The following is an 18546-nucleotide window of genomic DNA, read 5'->3' on the forward strand; positions in this document are numbered from 1 at the left end:
TTGGATGAGCCGGGATGCACGACACATACGCCGAAACCGAATTTCGGTAAAGTGGAATATTTTTGCGGGGAGGGGGTTGACGGAGGGCGACACGGGGGAGGGATTGGGCTGGAGGGTCAATCATCGCAGTCGCTAGACACAGCACCCAGCTTCCATGGCCCCTCACCCTGCCTCGAACGCCCCCCGCGCCGCCTTCACCGACGACGCGATGAACCGGTGCACCTCCTGGACCCTTCGCGTCCCGTGCGTATCCGGATGCGACGTCAGCCAGTAGCTCCGCACGAAGCGCACCTCGGGGAGCAGGCGGCGCAGTTCGGGGTAACGGCTGGCGGCGTAGTCGTGCAGGATGCCGATGCCGTGGCCGGCGCGGACCGCCTCGATCTGCGCGACGATGCTGCCGCATTCGTAGCGGCGGGACATCAGGCGGCCGAGGGCTGCGGCATAGTCGAGGGCGCGGCTGTAGGCGAAATCCTCGATGTGGGTGACGAACAGGCGGCCGGCGAGATCGGCCTGTGTCTCGATCGGTCCCTCGCGCTTCAGATAGGCTTTCGAGGCGTAGACGCTGAGGCTGTAGTCGGTGAGCTTGGACAGGATGAGCCGGCCCTGCTTCGGCCGGTCCAGCGTGATCGCGATATCCGCCTCGCGGCGCGACAGCGAGAAGGTGCGCGGCAGCGGTACGAGCTGGATCACGAGTGCCGGATGGCGCGCGGCCAGTGCGCCGAGATGCTCGGCGAGGAAGAAATTGCCAAGGCCGTCAGGCGCGCCGACGCGCACCGTGCCGCTGACGGTGTCCGCGCTGCCGCCGATGCTGGCGCCGACCTTGAGAAACTCGCTTTCGGCGCGCTCGGCCGCCTGGACCAGCGCCTCGCCGGCGGCGGTGAGCGTGCAGCCGGCGGTGTGCCGATCGAGCAGCTTTGCCTTCAGGCTCTTCTCCAGCGCGGTAAGCTGACGCGCCACCGTGGTGTGGTTCAGGCGCAAATTCTTCGACGCCTTGAGGATCTGCCCGGCGCGCGCGACCTCCAGAAAAATCCTCACCCGCTCCCAATCCATCGACGGCCCCCCTCGGACCACTCTGGCGATACGACGCGTCTTGCACAAGAGAGGCATATGGGAGCGCGGCGACGAGGCCGATTTCACGCACGGCTGCCCTCTCTTCTCTTTTCCACTGTGTGCTTCAGATCACAGCAGAATCGTGCGCCTGCGCCTACGATGACCGGGCATGGCCGCAAACAAGGTAACGGCGGTACGCGCGAGGCTGCGGAGGCGATCAACAGCTATGGACTTTTCGAGGCCGCCAGGGTGAAGAGCCCGGCGGCCTTTTTCTTGCCAAGCCCGCTCCAAGCCCTGCTTCTATTGTTTCGGCGACGCGTCGGACGACTTCCGCTCCTCGCGTTCAGCCTCCATCTGCCGTTCCGCTTCCAGCCAGAACTCCAGCTCGCGACCCGAAGGCCGTCCGGCCTGCTCCCAGAGCTCATAGGCACGCGCGCGCACCTGGCCGCGCCGCATCAGCCGGCGGAGCTTTCGCCTCAGTTCCTCGGCAAAACTCCTGAAGCGCTGGCCGGTGGTTTCGTCCTTGACCAGCGCGGCCGCTCGCGTCGCGAATTCGATCTGGTGCTCGATTTTTTTCTGCTCGTCCACCGCCGACACTGCCGTGGGATAAGGATTGCCTTGAAGGCCCGTGCTGGTCAGACACTGAATTCATTGCCGGGGTCGTCTGTTCCCCGCGATGCGCTGCGCAGGGTTGGTTAGCCCTGCGCACCATCACGTCGGGTCAACGCCGTCAGTGCCACGTCGTGTCGGGCTGGACGATCACCACGCGTATCCCGGGATCTTCGGTGGTGTTGCAGATGCAGGGCATGCCCTCACCGCAACGGCAGCCCCCGAGCTGTTCGCTCCAGACCCGGAGCGAATGGTTTTCGCAGACCCATCCCAGTCCCTGGCAGAATGGGCAATTGCTGTCGGTCACAACGTATCCGGCGTCCGCAACGTGTTCGACTTGTCCGCGTTGCGCAGCTCCTGCTCGGCGGCGTGCCAGAATTCGTCTTCGCGGCCTTCGGGCTTGCCGGCCTGCTCCCACAGGCGGTGCGCGCACTCTCTGATCTCTTGCTCGGTGATCTCTTGCTCGGTCGGCTCGGACAATTGCATCTCCTGCTTGTGAAGCACGGCCCCACCCTGGGGGGTATGGGGGGCTTGGAGGCGGGGCCGTGCAGGCCAGCGATCGGCGGCGAGGCTGGCCCGCTGATTCAAGTTTCGACCAGGTGCAAGAGTTCCTGCGCTTCTGACCGCGCCGGATGGCCCGGCTTGTCGCGGGCCTGCCCGCCTTTCGGCCCGGCATTGTGCCGATGTCGGATGCACATCGGCCGTTTACGTCATGCGAACCCAGACGCCCTTGCCCGCGGATGACCTCACCGCCGCATCGATCAACTTCACGCCGGCGAGGCCATCCTCGACCGTCGGGAAGACGACGTCGGGATGCGGCTTTTCACCGGCCGCTGCCGCGCGGATGGCACGCGCCGCCTCGGCATAGATCGTCGCGAAACCTTCGAGGTAGCCCTCGGGGTGCCCCGATGGGATGCGGGTGACCCGACCCGCCTCGCCCGATGCACCGGCCCCGCCGCGGGTCAGGAGCTGCCTGGGCTTGCCGTAGGGCGTGAACCAGAGCTGGTTCGGATTCTCCTGCGCCCATTCGAGGCCGCCTTTGCTGCCGTAGACGCGCAGCGTGAGCCCGTTCTCATTGCCGACGGCGACCTGGCTCGCCCACAGCATACCCCTGGCGCCGCCCTTCCACTTGAGGAGAATCTGGACATCATCGTCGAGCCGCCGCCCCTCGACGAAGGTCGACAATTGCGCAAGCAATTCGTCAAGCTCGAGCCCGCTGACGAAGCAGGCCAGATTGTAGGCATGAGTGCCGATGTCGCCGATGCAGCCGCCGGCGCCGGACCGGGACGGGTCGGTGCGCCACGCCGCCTGCTTCTGGCCGGTGGTTTCCATTGGCTCGGTCAGCCAATCCTGCAGATACTCGACCTTGACGAGACGGATCTCGCCGAGATCGCCGTTCGCGACCATGGCGCGCGCCTGCCGGACCATGGGATAGCCGGTGTAATTCTGCGTGACGACGAAGATCCTGCCGGTCCTCCTGACCAGCGCCACCAGTTCCTCGGCCTCGGCAAGTGTCGTCGTCAGCGGCTTGTCGCAGATGACGTGGATGCCGGCTTCGAGGAAGGCTTTCGCGACCGGGCTGTGCATGTGATTGGGCGTCACGATCGAGACCACCTCGATGCCGTCTGCTCTTGCCGCTTCAGCCCGCGCCATCTCCTCGAAGGAGCCATAGGCACGGTCGTCGGCGATGCCGAGCTCCTTTGCGGAGGCCTTGGCGCGAATTGGATCTGACGACAGCGCGCCGGCCACCAGCTCGAACTGGTCGTCGATACGCGCGGCAATGCGGTGGACGGCACCGATGAAGGCACCCTGGCCGCCGCCGACCATGCCGAGACGGATGCGGCGATGGCCGCCGGTTTCATTGCTTGCTTCGATCGCCATGTTGCACTCTCTGTTCAGGAGATGCCGAGCATCTTGCGGTTGGCAGCGGCATCCGTGCCGCTGCCGGCGAAATCGTCGAAGGCCTTCTCCGTCACCCGGATGATATGGTTTCGGATGAACTCGGCGCCTTCGGCCGCGCCTTGCTCGGGATGTTTCAGGGCGCACTCCCACTCCAGCACCGCCCAGCTGTCGTAGTCGTACTGGGTGAGCTTGGAGAAAATGGCGCCGAAATCGACCTGACCATCGCCGAGGGAGCGGAAGCGGCCGGCGCGGTCGACCCAGCTCTGGAACCCGCCATAGACGCCCTGGCGGCCGGTCGGATTGAATTCGGCGTCCTTGACGTGAAACGCCTTGATGCGCTGGTGGTAGATGTCGATGTAGTCGAGATAATCGAGCTGTTGCAGCACGAAGTGCGAGGGGTCGTAGAGCAGGTTCGCGCGCGGGTGGTTGTTCACCCGCTCGAGGAACATCTCGTAGGACACACCGTCGTGGAGGTCTTCGCCTGGGTGGATCTCGTAGGCGAGATCGACACCCTGCTCGTCGGCATAGTCGAGGATCGGCCGCCAGCGCCTGGCGAGTTCGTCGAAGGCGGTCTCGATCAGGCCCGCGGGACGCTGCGGCCAGGGATAGACGTAGGGCCAGGCAAGCGCGCCGGAGAACGTCGCCTGGGCACTGAGCCCGAGCCGCCGGGACGCCAGGATGGCACGCTTGACCTGGTCGACGGCCCATTCGGTGCGGGCCTTCGCGTTGCCACGCACCTCCGGCGCGGCGAAGCCGTCGAATGCCGCATCATAGGCCGGGTGAACGGCGACGAGCTGGCCTTGCAGATGGGTCGAAAGCTCGGTGATGGCAAGGCCATGTCGCGCCGCAATGCCCTTCACCTCGTCGGCGTAGGTCTGGGACTCCGAGGCCTTGTTGAGGTCGAACAGCCGCCCATCCCAACTCGGAATCTGGATCCCCTTGTAGCCAAGCGAGGCCGCCCATCCGCACATCGCATCGAGCGAATTGAACGGCGCCGCGTCGCCAGCGAACTGAGCGAGGAATATCGCCGGCCCCTTGATCATCTTCATCGCGTGCTTCCTTCCTTGGACGTTTCTTTGGGCGCATGCCGCTGGGGCGTGAGCGCACAATTTGGTGCGAGGATGCCGGCCATCAAGGGAGAGAGCAATAGGACGATGCGAGTAGGTTCGAGATCGAGATCGGCTACGTGAGCGAAAGCAATTGTACGGACGCAGCTCCGCATTCTCGCGGCTGAATTCGCCCGAGTTGTGCCTGGTCACTCCACCCTCTGAAAGCCAAGAGGGCACAGGGAAGGCCGGGTGCTGACATCGCACCCGCGGTCTGCTGCGCAAATGCACACGCAGAAGAACCGCACAGCAGCATACAGGTGGTGCCGATCACTCGGCCTTCCCTGCGCGATGGTCGGACGACTTATGCCGCGCTCTCCCGGGAGCCGAGTTCCTTCTGGCCTCCCTCGCGCCCGCGGAATTCACCGGCCTTCGCGCCGGTTGACGCGATTGCCGCCTCCGCAAGAGCTTGACCGTAGCAACGACGGCCAGGACCACACGGTTTTGCCGTACGCACGGCCCGCCATTTCGCCGCAGTTTTCCCTGACACCGTCGACAGCGCCGGAAACTTACAGACGAGACGAGACCTAGCAGCGCCGTTCGTCCGCGCGCGGTTTCGAGCTCTCCGGGGACTACCCTCCCTGCCCGCACCTTTCGCGCCCGACGCTGCCGCGTCCACCGCAAGCCCGGCTCGCGATCAAGACGACGACGCGATCGCCCCTCAAGGATGAGCCGGGATGGGCGGAAATGTACGACATTTCCGAAATTCGGTAAATGGGAATATTTTTGTGGGGAGGGGTTGACGGGATGGCGAAACAGGGCGGGCCTGCGGCAGAGCCTTGTCTTCAACACCTGGGACAGCCTCAAGACCTAACAAGAATACGCGCCACAACCTTCGCTTGTAATCGCGCCACTCAAGTGGCAGGCTTCGTATTGGCCGGGGACACGAAGATGCATCGAAGGCAAATACGTGCACTGTTTAGAAATAACCGGTCACGACCAGCGGCCCTTCGTGGAAACCGTTGGTCCGCCCCAATTCTAGCGAGCGTCGTAACTTTTCTGGTCACGGTACTTGGCTTCGGTATCTCTGCATTTGGATTTTGGTCCAGTCTTCGACAAACCGACGACCTTCGAGTGCTTATCACCTCGTCCACACCACTCATCACGATCGACAATGACAGCATCAACATTATGCAGGCGCTCGATCTAACCTACATAAACTCGGGAAATCGGCAGGCCCGCATTAGCAACCTCGCTTGATAGGACTCAAGTACAACGATACTCAATTTCCGACGGATCGGAACTGCGACGAAGGCGAACCGGACACAAAGATTTATCCGACGTTCGACTTCTCATCCGCGACCATTAAGCCTGGCGAGATACTCGACTTGCACGACCTCAAATATAGGCACGGCGCAATGAGCAGGCCGCTAGGCAAAGGAATCTCATTTCCGAATCTCTTCCGGCTTACCGCCAGCGAGTCCATGCTCGTATGCCTCCAACAACGAGTCATCACTCCAGACAGCTACGTTTCTTCGTTGAGCAAAGCACTATGGCTGATCCGAAAAAACGGAGGCGATCTCAAACCGCTATTCGATCAGGAAAGACCAATCACCGTAAAGAAGACTACTCGCTACTTCGACTAGACGATTGAAAACCGTTGATGCTTCGGCTTGTGGCCTCGCAGGATAGAGCAAGACCAAACCCATCAAACTGTCCGACGCCGAGATATGATGGGTTTTGCAAGCATCGATACCACCCGATGTGAAGCATGATGGGTTTCGCGAGTGCTCTACCCATCCTACAGGCACGTCAGCCAGCGCAAGCTCGTTCGATTTCAGTTACGCAGGATGTCCAGTCGAACGCAAAGGGGCCGACCTTCGACAGCTTGGTTTCGCTGTCATCTCCGTTTTCGTACGCAAAGTCGGACCAATGCACGACGGCCTCGCTCCGCGACACACGCGCAGTGATCGCTCCGCAGGCAAGGTCTCCGCATTCCGGACAAACATACAGAGCTACGCGGTTAGTCTCACCAATCGGAACGGCCGACGTCAGAAGTCGCGCAAGTCCATCGTTGAGGCGAACGGCAAGCTCGGGCTCTCGTTGAGGGACCGAAAGACAACCGGACAAATCGAAGTTGGCGGCACCGGTGACAGTAAAGAGAGATTGTCTGTTGACGACAAAATCGAACGTGTATCGCTCCTTCTTCGGGGGGCTTCCGCTCCGATGAAGCACTACAAGTTCAAGCTGGTCCGACATTCCGCAGCACTCTGCGCCAGATTACTTTGTAATGCAGCGCACCCGGCGCCGGCCGCCAGCAGAGCCATACAAATAGCTACCGCAACGCGTCAGCATTGGAGCGAGCGCATCCGAACTCTGGGACGTTATCGGCCTTTAAGGTGAGTTGGTAGCGGGAGAGGGACTCGAACCCCCGACCCCAGGATTATGATTCCCGTGCTCTAACCAGCTGAGCTACCCCGCCACAGGGCCGCGAACGGCGGAACGGCCGATCTCGCGAACGCGCGGCATATAAGGAAGGGGGCGGGGGTAAGTCAATCCGCCTTCGCTAAAGCTTCCGCCTTCGCTGAAGCTTCGGCGGACAGGTCGGCGCGACAGGGCCGCGAGGGGCCGAAATAGCCGGTTTTGGCTCGATATGTCGTTCGTTTGCACTAAATCCAGGTACAATCGTCATGGCCGGGCTTGTCCCGGCCATCCACGCCTCAATTCGCGGGCCCAAGAACGTGGATGCCCGGGACAAGCCCGGGCATGACGGCATTCTGGGAGGCAGCGCGCCCTTATTTCGGCCGGACGTTCGGATCGCCGCCGGGGCTACCAGGGGGCGGGATCACAGGGGTGTTGGCGCCGGTGCTGGGTGCGGGGGCGTGCATGTCGGGATCGACGCCCGCGGGCGGGCAGAGCACGCCGTCGGTCTTGGCGAGCTTGTCGCCGAGCGGTTCCCGGGACTGGCCGGTGGTGGTGCCGTCCTGGGTGGTGGCGAGCCGATCGGATGGGGCACAGCCGGCTGCGCGTTGCGGGGATGGCGGCGCGGTCGCTTGCGGCGGCGTCACCGGGGCGGGCGGAGCCTGCGCGATCGCACTGCCGGAGGCGGCGATCAGGAGGCTGGCCAGGATGATGTTCGATGTCGTGCGCATGGGAAGGGAACGCGCCGGCCTCGGCGCATGTTCCCGCGGCATGATCACGATTTGCGGTAGCGAATCAGCGAAAAGTGCCCCATGGGCGGCATCGGTCGGCGCTCGGCGAGTGTGACGCCGCCGTGCCTGGCCGCCCAGCCCTCGAGGCGGGCCCACGGGAATTCCGGGCGCCAGCCGAGGCGGCGGGCGATGGGCGCGAAGGCGAGCTCGAACAGTTTGCGCGGGCCGCTCTCGGCCCCGATGTGGTTGACGAGGATCAGCTCGCCCCCTGGCTTGAGCACGCGCATGAACTCGTCGAGCGTGCCTTCGGGATCGGGCACGGCGGTGATGACGTATTGCGCCACCACCGCGTCGAAGAAGTTTTCGGGGAAGGCGAGGTTCTTCGCGTCCATCACCGAGAGCACTTCGACATTCGAGAGGCGAAGCGAGCGCACACGCGCCTGCGCCTTGCGCAGCATCGGCTCGGAAATGTCGACGCCGCAGATCTTCGTGGTGCGCGCGTATTCGGAGAGCGAGAGGCCGGTGCCGACGCCGACGTCGAGGACGCGGCCGCCGATGCGGTCGGCCTCGGCGATGGTCGACTGCCGGCCGGCGTCGAACACCTTGCCGAACACGAGATCATACACCGGCGCCCAGCGGCCATAGGCCTTCTCGACCCCGGCCCGCGAGATGTCTGCTGCCATGCCCCTGCCCTGCGCGTTCCTAGAGTGTGATGCCTGGTGGTGAAATCAAATCTCGTTCCGAAATTGGTCTAGTGCCTCTCCCGCAGGCGGGAGAGGGAATGCACTGCCTTCGCGGTAGCAGTTGGATTTATCGTCGGCAAGATTAGCCGCGCACGGCTTCGGCGAGCGGGCGCGATGTCGCGGGTCCGACCTTCGCGGCGGCGCTCTGGATGAAACCGCCGCCGAGCACGCGCGCCTGCCCGCTGGGCGCGTCGTAGAACACGCAGGCCTGGCCGGGCGAGACGCCCTCCTCGCCGGCGACGAGCTCGACCTCGTAATGGCCGTCTCCGCCGCGCAGCCAGGCCGGCTGAGGGCTGCGGGTCGAGCGCACGCGCACGAACAGCTCGAGGCCCCCGCCAATGGCCCGGTCGATGTCACCCTCGCCGATCCAGTTGACGTCGCGCAAGGAGATGCGGTGCATCTTCAGCGCATCGCGCGGGCCGACGACGACGCGGCGGTTAGCTGCCTCCAGCCGCACCACGTAGAGCGGTGCGTGAGCTGCGATGCCGAGGCCGCGGCGCTGGCCGACGGTGAAATTGGCGATGCCGTTGTGCCGGCCGAGCACGCGTCCCTCGAGATCGACGATGTCGCCGGGGTCCATCGCGTTCGGACGCAGGCGCGTGATGATGTCGGTGTAGCGGCCGGTCGGCACGAAGCAGATGTCCTGGCTGTCGTGCTTGTCGGCGACGGACAGGCCATAGCGCCGCGCCAGCTCGCGCGTCTCCGGCTTGGTCATGTCGCCGAGCGGGAAGCGCAGGAAGTCGAGCTGCTCCTGCGTGGTCGCGAACAGGAAGTAGCTCTGGTCGCGATCGGCATCGGCGGCGCAGACCAGCGCGCGCGAGCCGTCTGCGCGGCGGCGCGAGGCGACGTAGTGGCCGGTGGCGAGCGCCTGTGCGCCGAGCTCGCGCGCGGTCTTCAGCAGGTCGCGGAATTTTACGCTGCGGTTGCACTCGATGCACGGCACCGGCGTTTCACCGAGGGCGTAGGAGTCGGCGAAATTGTCGATGACGGATTCGCGAAAGCGGTCCTCGTAGTCGAGCACGTAATGGGGGATGCCGAGCTTGGCCGCGACGTCGCGGGCGTCGTGGATGTCCTGGCCCGCGCAGCAGGCGCCCTTGCGATGGGTCGCCGCGCCGTGGTCGTAGAGCTGCAGCGTGATGCCGACGACGTCGTAGCCTTCCGCCTTCAGAAGCGCAGCCGTCGTCGAGGAATCGACGCCGCCCGACATGGCGACAACGACCCTGGTGTCCTCAGGACGGCCTTCGAGATCCAGACTGTTGAGCATGGGCCTTCAGGGGTTGTGGCGGCGGCGTGCGGCGATCCGCGATGTCGTGCTTCTCGCGGGACATCGGCGATCCCCGGGAACTTCAGTTCCCGAAAGGCACGATTGCCCGGTCGAAAGCGGCTGAGAGTAACCTCTTTAATATAGGCGGCATTCCGGTGAAGCAATCACAGGGGCGGCCAGCTTAGGGCAATTCTTGCCGGGGAGGCAGAAATGGCGGGGTCGCGGCAGCTCCCGCGGCGGCGGGTCTAAATCGTCAAGCTATTGATTTTTCTATAAAAAATCCACCGAGCGACGCTGGCCCGCTCCTTGCTCCCCTGATGGGGAAGATATTCCGAGGGGTTGCCTGTGGTCGGTCGTACGTCAGATGTCGTGGCAAGCGTGCAGGTTTCGAGCGCGCAGCAAAAGCCTGCGCGCTCGCAGAACGCCAAGGAGCCGTCCGCGAACGATAGCTTCGGGTCGCTGGTCGACAGCAACAGCCAGGCGATCAGCACCAATGCGGCGTCTCAGGCCCAGTCCCAAGCTCAGGACAGCGCGCCGCGGCGCAGCGATTCCTCCTCGTCCTCCCGGGACAAGGGCCCGCGCGACACCTCGTCCACGGATCAATCCTCGCAGAGCAAGGCGAGCGACGACACCGACGCAGCGGCGCCGACCAGGAACGACAAGACGAGCGATACGGCCACCGAAGCGGCCAAGGACGCCGGCAAGGCCGAGGATAAGGTCAAGGACAAGCCCGAGACATCCGACGCCAAATCGGCTGATGCGTCCGAGGAGACCAAGGGCGACAAGACCGAGACCGCCGACGGGCTCGCCGCCGCCGCCGTCGTCGATGCCGCGGCGACCGCGCCCACCAATGCGGCGCAGGCCGCCGTGCCCGACCCCAACGCGATCGTGGTGGCAGCGCCTGGCGTCCCGGCCGATCCGAGCGCCACCGCGAACCAGGCCGCCACGGCGTCGCCGCTGGCGATCGCCGCCGCCGGCATCGCCGCCAGTGCCTCGACCGCGGCCCAGATCGCGGGCCCCAAGACCGACGCCGCGACGCCGGGCGACAAGAGCGCCAAGACAGCAGGCGCCATCGTCGATGCCGACACTTCGGCGACGCTGGCCGATGCCGCAACCGGCGCAACCGAGGAGGCCGCGACCGAGGCCAAGCCGACCGGCGGGCTGATCCCCGCCAATCCCGGCACGCCGAAGACCTCGTTCCAGGCCGTCGCTGCCATGCAAGGACAGGCCGACGTCTCCAATATCGGCCAGGACACCGGCAAGGTGGACGCGGCCACGACGCCAGCGCCGGGGGCTGCGACCGCCAATGCCGCCGCGCATCCGCAAAGCGGCAAGCCGCAGGCGGATGGCAGTGCGACCGAGGGCAAGCCCGGCGCCGCTGACCGCAACCCCGAGGCGATCCCGGCCGCACCGGCCGCCCACGCCCATGCCAATGCGCATGCCGCTTTCAACACCACCGACACAAGCGCGCAGGCCGCCTCCGCCATGCAGGCGCCGCTGACCAACACGACCTCGACCGCCTCCGCATCGACCGCGACGCTGACCGCGACCGCGGCCGCCGCCACGGCGGTGCCGATCAACGGCATTCCGGTCGAGATCGCGGCCGCCATCCGCTCCGGCAGGTCCCGCTTCGACATCAGCCTCGATCCGGCCGAGCTGGGCCGCATCGACGTCCGCATCAACGTCGACCGCGCCGGCAACGTCACTTCGCATCTCACCGTGGAGAAGCCGGAGACGCTGCAGATGCTGCGCCAGGACGCGCCGCAATTGCAGCGCGCGCTCGACGATGCCGGGCTCAAGACCGGCAGCAACGGGCTGTCCTTCAGCCTGCGCGACCAGAATTCATCGGGCCAGAACTCCGGCCAGAACAACGACAATGGCGGCAATGCTCGCCGGCTGATCATCAGCGAGGACGACAATGTCGCTGCCGCACCCGTCGGGCGCGGCTATGGCCGCATGTACGGGCCGAGCAGCGGCGTCGACATCAGAGTGTAAGGAGTATTGGACATGACCACGACTGGCGCCACCGCCCCTTCCGTCGTCTCCGGGACGACCGACCTCCCGAAATCCTCCTCGTCGAACTCGCTGGGCTCGACCACGGGATCGACGCTCGCCGGCAACTTCCAGACCTTCCTGACGCTGCTCACCACGCAGTTGCAGAACCAGAACCCGCTGGATCCGCTCGACACCAATCAGTTCACCCAGCAGCTGGTGCAGTTCGCCGGCGTCGAGCAGCAGCTCAAGACCAACGATTCGCTGGCCCAGCTCGTCACCCTGCAGCAGACCACGCAGGCGACCCAGGCGCTGGGCTTCGTCGGCAAGACCGCCCTGGTCGACGGCTCGACCGCGACCATGAAGAACTCGTCGGCGACCTGGCATCTCAACGTGCCGACCGACTCGACCGTCGACATCACCGTCGCCAATGCCAGCGGCCAGACCGTGTTCACCGGCAAATACACCGCCGCCGCCGGCACGGACATTCCCTTCACGTGGAACGGCATGGGCAATGACGGCACGCAATGGCCCGACGGCAAGTACACGATCTCGGCGACAGGCAAGGATGTCGCGAACAACAATGTCGGCATCGCCGCGCAGGTGCAGGGCGTGGTGTCGTCGGTGGACCTGACCCAGTCGCCGCCGCTGCTCACCATCGACGGCGCCAGCTACACGCTGAGCCAGGTGAAGAGCATCATCGCGACCAGCAGCAATTAAGGGCGGACCGCCCTCGCCACAAATTCAGTGTCATCCCCGCGGACGCGGGGATCCATGACCACAGGAAGTCTTTTTAGCGTGAGGTCGTAACCCCGAGTCCTCGTCAAACCACTCCCTGGGGTTATGGATCCTCAGATGCGCAATTGCGCATCATAGCTCCCGCTGCGCGCGCCCCGGGATGACAGTTGAGAGCTTCGCAGCGCCCGCGTGCTGGCTCTATTCGTTAGTAAAGTATTAACGAAGACCCCCTCGACCGGCCTTCACGCCGGCCGGGAGAAGCGCGTTCCAGCCATTTTCAACGAGAATTGTATTGAAGCCTTAGGCTTAGCGGATTTTTAAGCCGCCGGGCGTAGGGTTACCGGTGTGAGTTCAGTGGTTGAGAGTTTGTGAGTACGCCATGACAGAACCCCATCGCCCGAGGGTAAAATACGTCATCGGGCCGGACGGCAGTCCGTTGACGATCGCGGATTTGCCTGCACCCGGCACCAAACGCTGGGTCATCCGCCGCAAGGCCGAAGTCGTCGCCGCTGTCCGTGGTGGACTTCTTTCGCTCGAGGAGGCCTGCAGCCGTTACACCCTGACGGTCGACGAATTCCTCTCCTGGCAGTTTTCTATCGACCAGCATGGTCTGGCGGGTCTTCGCACCACCCGTATCCAGCAATATCGCCAGTAAGGCGATCCGGAAAACTGCGGCTTTTGACGAAAATCGGCCTCGCCCTGCGAGGCCGATTTTTTTCATATCGCTCTTTGTCGCTGTTTGGCGCTACTTTTGTCCGACCTCTTAACCTTCGTTAACCATATCGAAACCATCCCCTAGGCAATAATTGCCCAGTCGGCCTTTCCGGTGAAAGCGGCCGAATCTGTTGGGGCGGTTGCTTGCAAGGTCTTGCGGACTTTCTGAAGAGTATCGGCGCCGCCCGGTTCGGGGCGATGATCGCGGTCACCGCCGCGCTCATCGGCTTCTTCGCGTTCGTCATCATGCGCGTCACCACGCCGCAGATGACGACGCTGTTCACCGACCTCAGCGTCGAGGATTCCTCCGGCATCATCAAGGACCTGGAACGCCAGGGCATCCAGTTCGAGATCCGCAACGAGGGCTCCATCATCATGGTGCCCAAGGACAAGGTCACCCGGCTGCGGATGAAGCTCGCCGAGGGCGGCCTGCCCAAGGGCGGCGGCGTCGGCTATGAGGTGTTCGACAAGTCGGACGCGCTCGGCACCACCTCTTTCGTCCAGAACATCAACCACCTCCGCGCGCTGGAAGGCGAGCTCGCCCGCACCATCCGCGCCATTGACCGCATCCAGAACGCCCGCGTCCATCTGGTGCTGCCCGAGCGCCCGCTGTTCGCGCGCGAGGCGCCGGAGCCGTCGGCCTCGATCGTGGTCCGCGTCCGCGGCGCGCTGGAAGCCCAGCAGATCCGCGCCATTCGCCATCTCGTCGCCTCCGCCGTGAACGGCCTGAAGCCGCAGCGGGTCTCGATCGTCGACGAGGCCGGCCAACTGCTCGCCGACGGCGCGGCGAACGATCCGGAGCAGGCGGTCGGCGACGAGCGCCGCATCTCCTTCGAGAAGCGGATGCGCAAGCAGGTCGAGGACATCGTTTCCTCCGTGGTCGGATCGGGCCGCGCCCGCGTGCAGCTCTCCGCCGATTTCGACTTCAACAAGGTCACCCAGACCTCGGACAAGTACGATCCCGAAGGCCGGGTGCTGCGCTCGAGCCAGACCCGCGAAGAGCAGAGCATGACCGCCGACAACAACGGCCAGGTCACGGTCAACAACGAGCTGCCCGGCAACCAGCAGAACAACGGCGCCGCGGCCAAGGACCAGAGCAAGAAGACCGAAGAGACCAACAATTACGAGATCTCCCGCACCACCAAGACCGAGGTGACCGAGGCCGGCCGGGTCAACCGCATCTCGGTCGCGGTGCTGGTCGACGGCATCTATTCCAAGAACGACAAGGGCGAGCTGGCCTATCAGGACCGCACCAAGGAGCAGCTCGACCGCATCTCGGCGCTGGTCCGCTCGGCCATCGGCTTCGACCAGAAGCGCGGCGACCAGGTCGAGGTGGTCAATCTGCGCTTTGCCGACGCGCCCTCCACCGCTCCGATCGGCGAACCTGGCGGCCTGCTCGGCATGCTCCAGTTCACCAAGGACGACGTCATGTACTTCGTCGAGCTCGGCGTGATGATGCTGCTCGGCCTGATCGTGCTGTTCCTGGTGATCCGCCCGCTGGTCAAGCGCATCCTCGCCTCCGACGAGGTCGCCGCCGCCATCTCCGGCGTGCTCACCGGCCCGGCGGTTTCCGAAGAGGCCGCGCCGGCCGCCCAGTCGCTGCTGCCGAGCGGCGCCGCCAGCGCGATCGACGTCGCCACCATTCAGGGCCAGGTCCACGCCCAGTCCGTTCATCGCGTCGGCGAGCTCGCCGAACGCAACCCCAACGAAACCGTCGCCATCGTCCGCCAATGGCTGAGCGAATCCGCAAAGTAATACGAGAAGTGAACTGACATGGCCGCCGCACTGCAAAACGCCAACAGCAACGACATCACCAGCGTGATCTCCACGCTTGGTCAGCGTGCCAATACAAGGGCAAAGGACGGCAAGCCGGCCGAACAATTGTCCGGACCGAAGCGCGCCGCGATCCTGATGCTCGCGCTCGGCGAGCAATATGGCGGCAAGATCTGGGGCCTGCTCGACGACGACGAGGTGCGCCAGCTCTCGCTGGAAATGTCGACGCTCGGCACCGTCGAGGTCGACACCGTCGAGGACATGCTGCTCGAATTCGTCTCGCGCATGTCGGCCTCCGGCGCGCTGATGGGCAATTTCGACGCCACCGAGCGGCTGCTCCAGCAATATCTGCCGCCGGAGCGGGTCAACGGCATCATGGACGAGATCCGCGGCCCTGCCGGCCGCAACATGTGGGAGAAGCTCTCCAACGTGCAGGAAGAGGTCCTCGCGAACTACCTCAAGAACGAATATCCGCAAACCATCGCGGTGGTGCTGTCGAAGCTGAAGCCGGAGCACGCCGCGCGGGTGCTCGGCATCTTCCCCGAGGAGCTCGCACTCGACGTCGTCAACCGCATGCTGAAGATGGAAGCGGTGCAGAAGGAGGTGATCGAGAGCGTGGAGAAGACGCTGCGCACCGAGTTCATGTCCAATCTGTCCCAGACCCGACGCCGCGACGCCCACGAGGTGATGGCCGAAATCTTCAACAATTTCGACCGCCAGACCGAAACCCGCTTCATCACCTCGCTGGAGGAGGACAACCGCGAATCGGCCGAGCGCATCAAGGCGCTGATGTTCACCTTCGACGACCTCGTGAAGCTCGATTCCGGATCGGCCCAGACCCTGATGCGCAACGTCGACAAGGACAAGCTCGGCGTCGCGCTCAAGAGCGCCAACGAGGACGTCCGCAACTTCTTCTTCGGCAACATGTCCTCGCGCGCGGCCAAGATGCTCCAGGACGACATGGCAGCGATGGGCCCGGTCCGCCTGCGCGACGTCGACGAGGCCCAGGCGCTTCTGGTCAACCTCGCCAAGGACCTCGCCGCCAAGGGCGAGATCATGCTGACCAAGAACCGCGCCGACGACGAACTGGTGTATTGATGGCGGCTCCGGCGAAATTCCTGTTCGATACCGACTTCGCGGCGCCCGAGCGGGCGACGCGCGAGAAGGCCGCGACCGCCGCCGAGATCGCCCAGAAGGTCGCGGAAGCCGAAGCGCGCGCCTACCAGGACGGCTTTGCCGCCGGCCAGCGCGAAGCCAAGGCCGAGAGCGACCGCCGCGTCGCACTCGCCATGGAAGAGATCAACATCGGCATTCGCGGCATCGCGACCGGTATCGGCAACATCGAATCCAAGATGGAAACCGAGGCGGTCGACGTCGCGGTGGCGGTCGCGCGCAAGCTGTGCGCCGACCTCGTCGCCGCGGAGCCGCTCGGCGAGATCGTCGCGCTGGTCAAGGACTGTTTCTCGCATCTGGTCGCGACGCCACATCTCGTCGTCCGCGTCAACGATGCGCTCTACGACGCGGCCCGCGACAAGATCGAGCGGCTTGCCAAGCAGAGCGGCTTCGAAGGCCGGCTGGTGATCCTGGCCGAGCCGGAAATTGCCACCGGCGACTGCCGGATCGAATGGGCCGATGGCGGCGTCGTGCTGGAGCGCGGCGCCATCGCGGCCAAGATCGACGAAATGGTCGGACGCTACGTCGCGTCCCGCAGGGGGAGTTAACCCATGAGCGACACCGACGGACAGGTCCCGCTGCCCGATCTCAACGGCCCGATGCCGCCTGCCGGCACGGACGTCGGCTACAACGAGGACGAATATGCGGCACGTGCCGCCGCCGACCTCGAGGCCGTGTTCGACGTGCCGGTTCAGGTCTCGGCGGTGCTCGGCCGCTCCAAGATGGACGTCAGCGAGTTGTTGAAGCTCGGGCCCGGCACCGTGCTCGAGCTCGACCGCCGCGTCGGCGAGGCCATCGACATCTACGTCAACAACAAGCTGGTCGCCCGCGGCGAAGTCGTCCTGGTCGAGGACAAGCTCGGCGTGACCATGACCGAAATCATCAAGACCGAACGCACGTAATAGGCGCGAACAGGGAATGACGCGCGGCAGCGCGACCAGACGGACAGGAGACTGACATGCGGCTTCTCATCGTTGGCACATTGAAGGGCCAGCTCACCACCGCCACCAAGATCGCGATGGACAACGGCGCCACCGTGACCCACGCCGAGGATCACGAGCAGGCGATGCGCGTGCTGCGCGGCGGCAAGGGCGCCGACCTCCTGCTGGTCGACGTCGCCCTCGACATCCGCGACCTCGTGATGCGGCTCGAAGCCGAGCACATCCATGCCCCGATCGTCGCCTGCGGCATCACCAACGACGCCCGCGCCGCGGTCGCCGCGATCCACGCGGGGGCCAAGGAATACATCCCGCTGCCGCCCGACCCCGAGCTGATCGCCGCGGTGCTCGCCGCCGTCGCCAACGATTCCCGCGAGCTGGTCTATCGCGACGAAGCCATGGCGAAGGTGATCAAGCTGGCGCAGCAGATTGCGGGCTCCGACGCCTCGGTGATGATCACGGGCGAATCCGGCACCGGCAAGGAAGTGCTGGCCCGCTACGTCCACACCCGCTCGGCGCGCGCCAAGCGCCCCTTCATCTCGATCAATTGCGCCGCGATCCCCGAGCATCTCCTGGAATCCGAGCTGTTCGGCCACGAGAAGGGCGCCTTCACCGGCGCGGTCGCGCGCCGCATCGGCAAGTTCGAGGAGGCAACCGGCGGCACGCTGCTGCTCGACGAAATCTCGGAGATGGACGTTCGCCTGCAATCGAAATTGCTGCGCGCGATCCAGGAGCGCGTGATCGACCGCGTCGGCGGCACCAAGCCCGTGCCGGTGGACATTCGCATCATCGCGACATCGAACCGCAATCTCGCCGAGGCCGTGCGCGAAGGCACCTTCCGCGAGGACCTCCTGTTCCGCCTCAACGTTGTGAATCTGAAGATCCCGCCGCTGCGCGAACGCCCCGCCGACATTCTGGAGCTGGCCCAGCATTTCGTGAAAAAATATGCCGAGGCCAACGGCGTGCCGATGCGCCCGGTCTCGGCGGAGGCCCGCCGCGTGCTCACGGCGAACCGCTGGCAGGGCAACGTTCGCGAACTCGAAAACACCATGCACCGCGCGGTGCTGATGGCGCAGGGCGACGAGATCGGCGCGGACGCAATCATCACCCCGGACGGCGACCGCCTCGACCTCGCCAAGACGGCGCCGGCGGTGGCGCATGCCACGATGGCCGCCGAACAGGTGACGCGCGCATTGGTGGGACGCACCGTGGCCGATGTCGAGCGCGACCTGATCCTGGAGACGCTGAAGCATTGCCTCGGCAATCGCACCCATGCCGCCAACATCCTGGGGATATCGATCCGCACGCTGCGCAACAAGCTCAACGAATACTCCGACGGCGGCATCCCGATCCCGCCGGCGGGCACGCCCGGCGAATATCCACGGATGCCGATGATGGGGGCGTAAGCCGCGCCTTCGAAGCTCAAGAGATGCGAGTGCCCGGGCTGGTCCC

At 64.9% G+C, this 18546-nt stretch carries 16 protein-coding genes and 1 tRNA gene; 8 read left to right on the forward strand and 9 right to left on the reverse strand.

What is annotated here, in order from left to right:
- Positions 1–162 precede the first annotated feature (162 nt).
- From ACFDR6_RS00005 to mnmA, 9 genes are all read right to left on the reverse strand, one after another.
- On the reverse strand, positions 163–1050 hold the full coding sequence (locus ACFDR6_RS00005) for a LysR family transcriptional regulator (protein WP_375856956.1): 888 nt from the start codon (positions 1048–1050) through the stop codon (positions 163–165).
- Positions 1051–1350: 300 nt separating this feature from the next.
- Positions 1351–1638, reverse strand: coding sequence for a DUF2934 domain-containing protein (locus ACFDR6_RS00010; protein ID WP_212088405.1), 288 nt, complete (start codon positions 1636–1638; stop codon positions 1351–1353).
- Between the two features lie 324 nt (positions 1639–1962).
- Positions 1963–2145 (reverse strand): DUF2934 domain-containing protein, encoded by a 183-nt coding sequence (locus tag ACFDR6_RS00015; protein WP_212089102.1) that lies wholly within the window; start codon positions 2143–2145, stop codon positions 1963–1965.
- Positions 2146–2364: 219 nt separating this feature from the next.
- Positions 2365–3540 (reverse strand): Gfo/Idh/MocA family protein, encoded by a 1176-nt coding sequence (locus tag ACFDR6_RS00020; protein WP_375856959.1) that lies wholly within the window; start codon positions 3538–3540, stop codon positions 2365–2367.
- A 14-nt stretch (positions 3541–3554) separates the two neighbouring features.
- The gene (locus ACFDR6_RS00025; protein ID WP_375856961.1) at positions 3555–4610 is read right to left on the reverse strand and encodes a sugar phosphate isomerase/epimerase family protein; all 1056 of its coding nucleotides are present in this window, start codon (positions 4608–4610) and stop codon (positions 3555–3557) included.
- 2402 nt (positions 4611–7012) lie between these two features.
- Positions 7013–7089, reverse strand: a tRNA-Met gene (locus ACFDR6_RS00030).
- A gap of 313 nt (positions 7090–7402) precedes the next feature.
- Positions 7403–7759 (reverse strand): hypothetical protein, encoded by a 357-nt coding sequence (locus ACFDR6_RS00035; RefSeq protein WP_212089100.1) that lies wholly within the window; start codon positions 7757–7759, stop codon positions 7403–7405.
- Positions 7760–7803: 44 nt separating this feature from the next.
- On the reverse strand, positions 7804–8442 hold the full coding sequence (locus ACFDR6_RS00040) for a class I SAM-dependent methyltransferase (RefSeq protein ID WP_375856963.1): 639 nt from the start codon (positions 8440–8442) through the stop codon (positions 7804–7806).
- A 142-nt stretch (positions 8443–8584) separates the two neighbouring features.
- A complete protein-coding gene (gene mnmA, locus ACFDR6_RS00045; protein ID WP_375856965.1) occupies positions 8585–9766 on the reverse strand; it encodes a tRNA 2-thiouridine(34) synthase MnmA in 1182 nt (393 codons plus the stop codon).
- Positions 9767–10111: 345 nt separating this feature from the next.
- Between mnmA and ACFDR6_RS00050 the strand changes: the two genes are divergently transcribed.
- The 8 genes from ACFDR6_RS00050 (at position 10112) to flbD (ending at position 18500) form a co-directional block, all read left to right on the forward strand.
- Entirely contained in the window at positions 10112–11761 is a 1650-nt protein-coding gene (locus ACFDR6_RS00050; protein ID WP_375856967.1) for a flagellar hook-length control protein FliK, read from the forward strand.
- A 12-nt stretch (positions 11762–11773) separates the two neighbouring features.
- Positions 11774–12478, forward strand: coding sequence for a flagellar hook assembly protein FlgD (locus ACFDR6_RS00055; RefSeq protein ID WP_212088386.1), 705 nt, complete (start codon positions 11774–11776; stop codon positions 12476–12478).
- A gap of 397 nt (positions 12479–12875) precedes the next feature.
- Entirely contained in the window at positions 12876–13151 is a 276-nt protein-coding gene (gene sciP / locus ACFDR6_RS00060) for a CtrA inhibitor SciP (RefSeq protein WP_002714638.1), read from the forward strand.
- Positions 13152–13354: 203 nt separating this feature from the next.
- On the forward strand, positions 13355–14965 hold the full coding sequence (gene fliF / locus ACFDR6_RS00065) for a flagellar basal-body MS-ring/collar protein FliF (protein WP_212088384.1): 1611 nt from the start codon (positions 13355–13357) through the stop codon (positions 14963–14965).
- Between the two features lie 18 nt (positions 14966–14983).
- Positions 14984–16081 carry a flagellar motor switch protein FliG gene (fliG, locus tag ACFDR6_RS00070; protein WP_212088382.1) on the forward strand — a complete coding sequence of 366 codons (1098 nt, stop codon included), beginning with the start codon at positions 14984–14986 and terminating at the stop codon, positions 16079–16081.
- Positions 16081–16704: a FliH/SctL family protein gene (locus ACFDR6_RS00075; protein ID WP_212088380.1), complete on the forward strand. Its 624-nt coding sequence runs from the start codon at positions 16081–16083 to the stop codon at positions 16702–16704. The genes fliG and ACFDR6_RS00075 overlap by 1 nt, the downstream gene beginning before the upstream one ends.
- 3 nt (positions 16705–16707) lie before the next feature.
- Complete coding sequence (fliN, locus tag ACFDR6_RS00080; RefSeq protein ID WP_018641467.1) at positions 16708–17058, forward strand: flagellar motor switch protein FliN; 351 nt, start codon at positions 16708–16710, stop codon at positions 17056–17058.
- A 56-nt stretch (positions 17059–17114) separates the two neighbouring features.
- The gene (gene flbD, locus ACFDR6_RS00085) at positions 17115–18500 is read left to right on the forward strand and encodes a sigma-54-dependent transcriptional regulator FlbD (RefSeq protein WP_317241012.1); all 1386 of its coding nucleotides are present in this window, start codon (positions 17115–17117) and stop codon (positions 18498–18500) included.
- Positions 18501–18546 lie beyond the last annotated feature (46 nt).

Origin of the sequence: Bradyrhizobium tunisiense, from assembly GCF_042263385.1 — a bacterium.
GTDB classification, from domain to species: Bacteria; Pseudomonadota; Alphaproteobacteria; order Rhizobiales; family Xanthobacteraceae; genus Bradyrhizobium; species Bradyrhizobium tunisiense.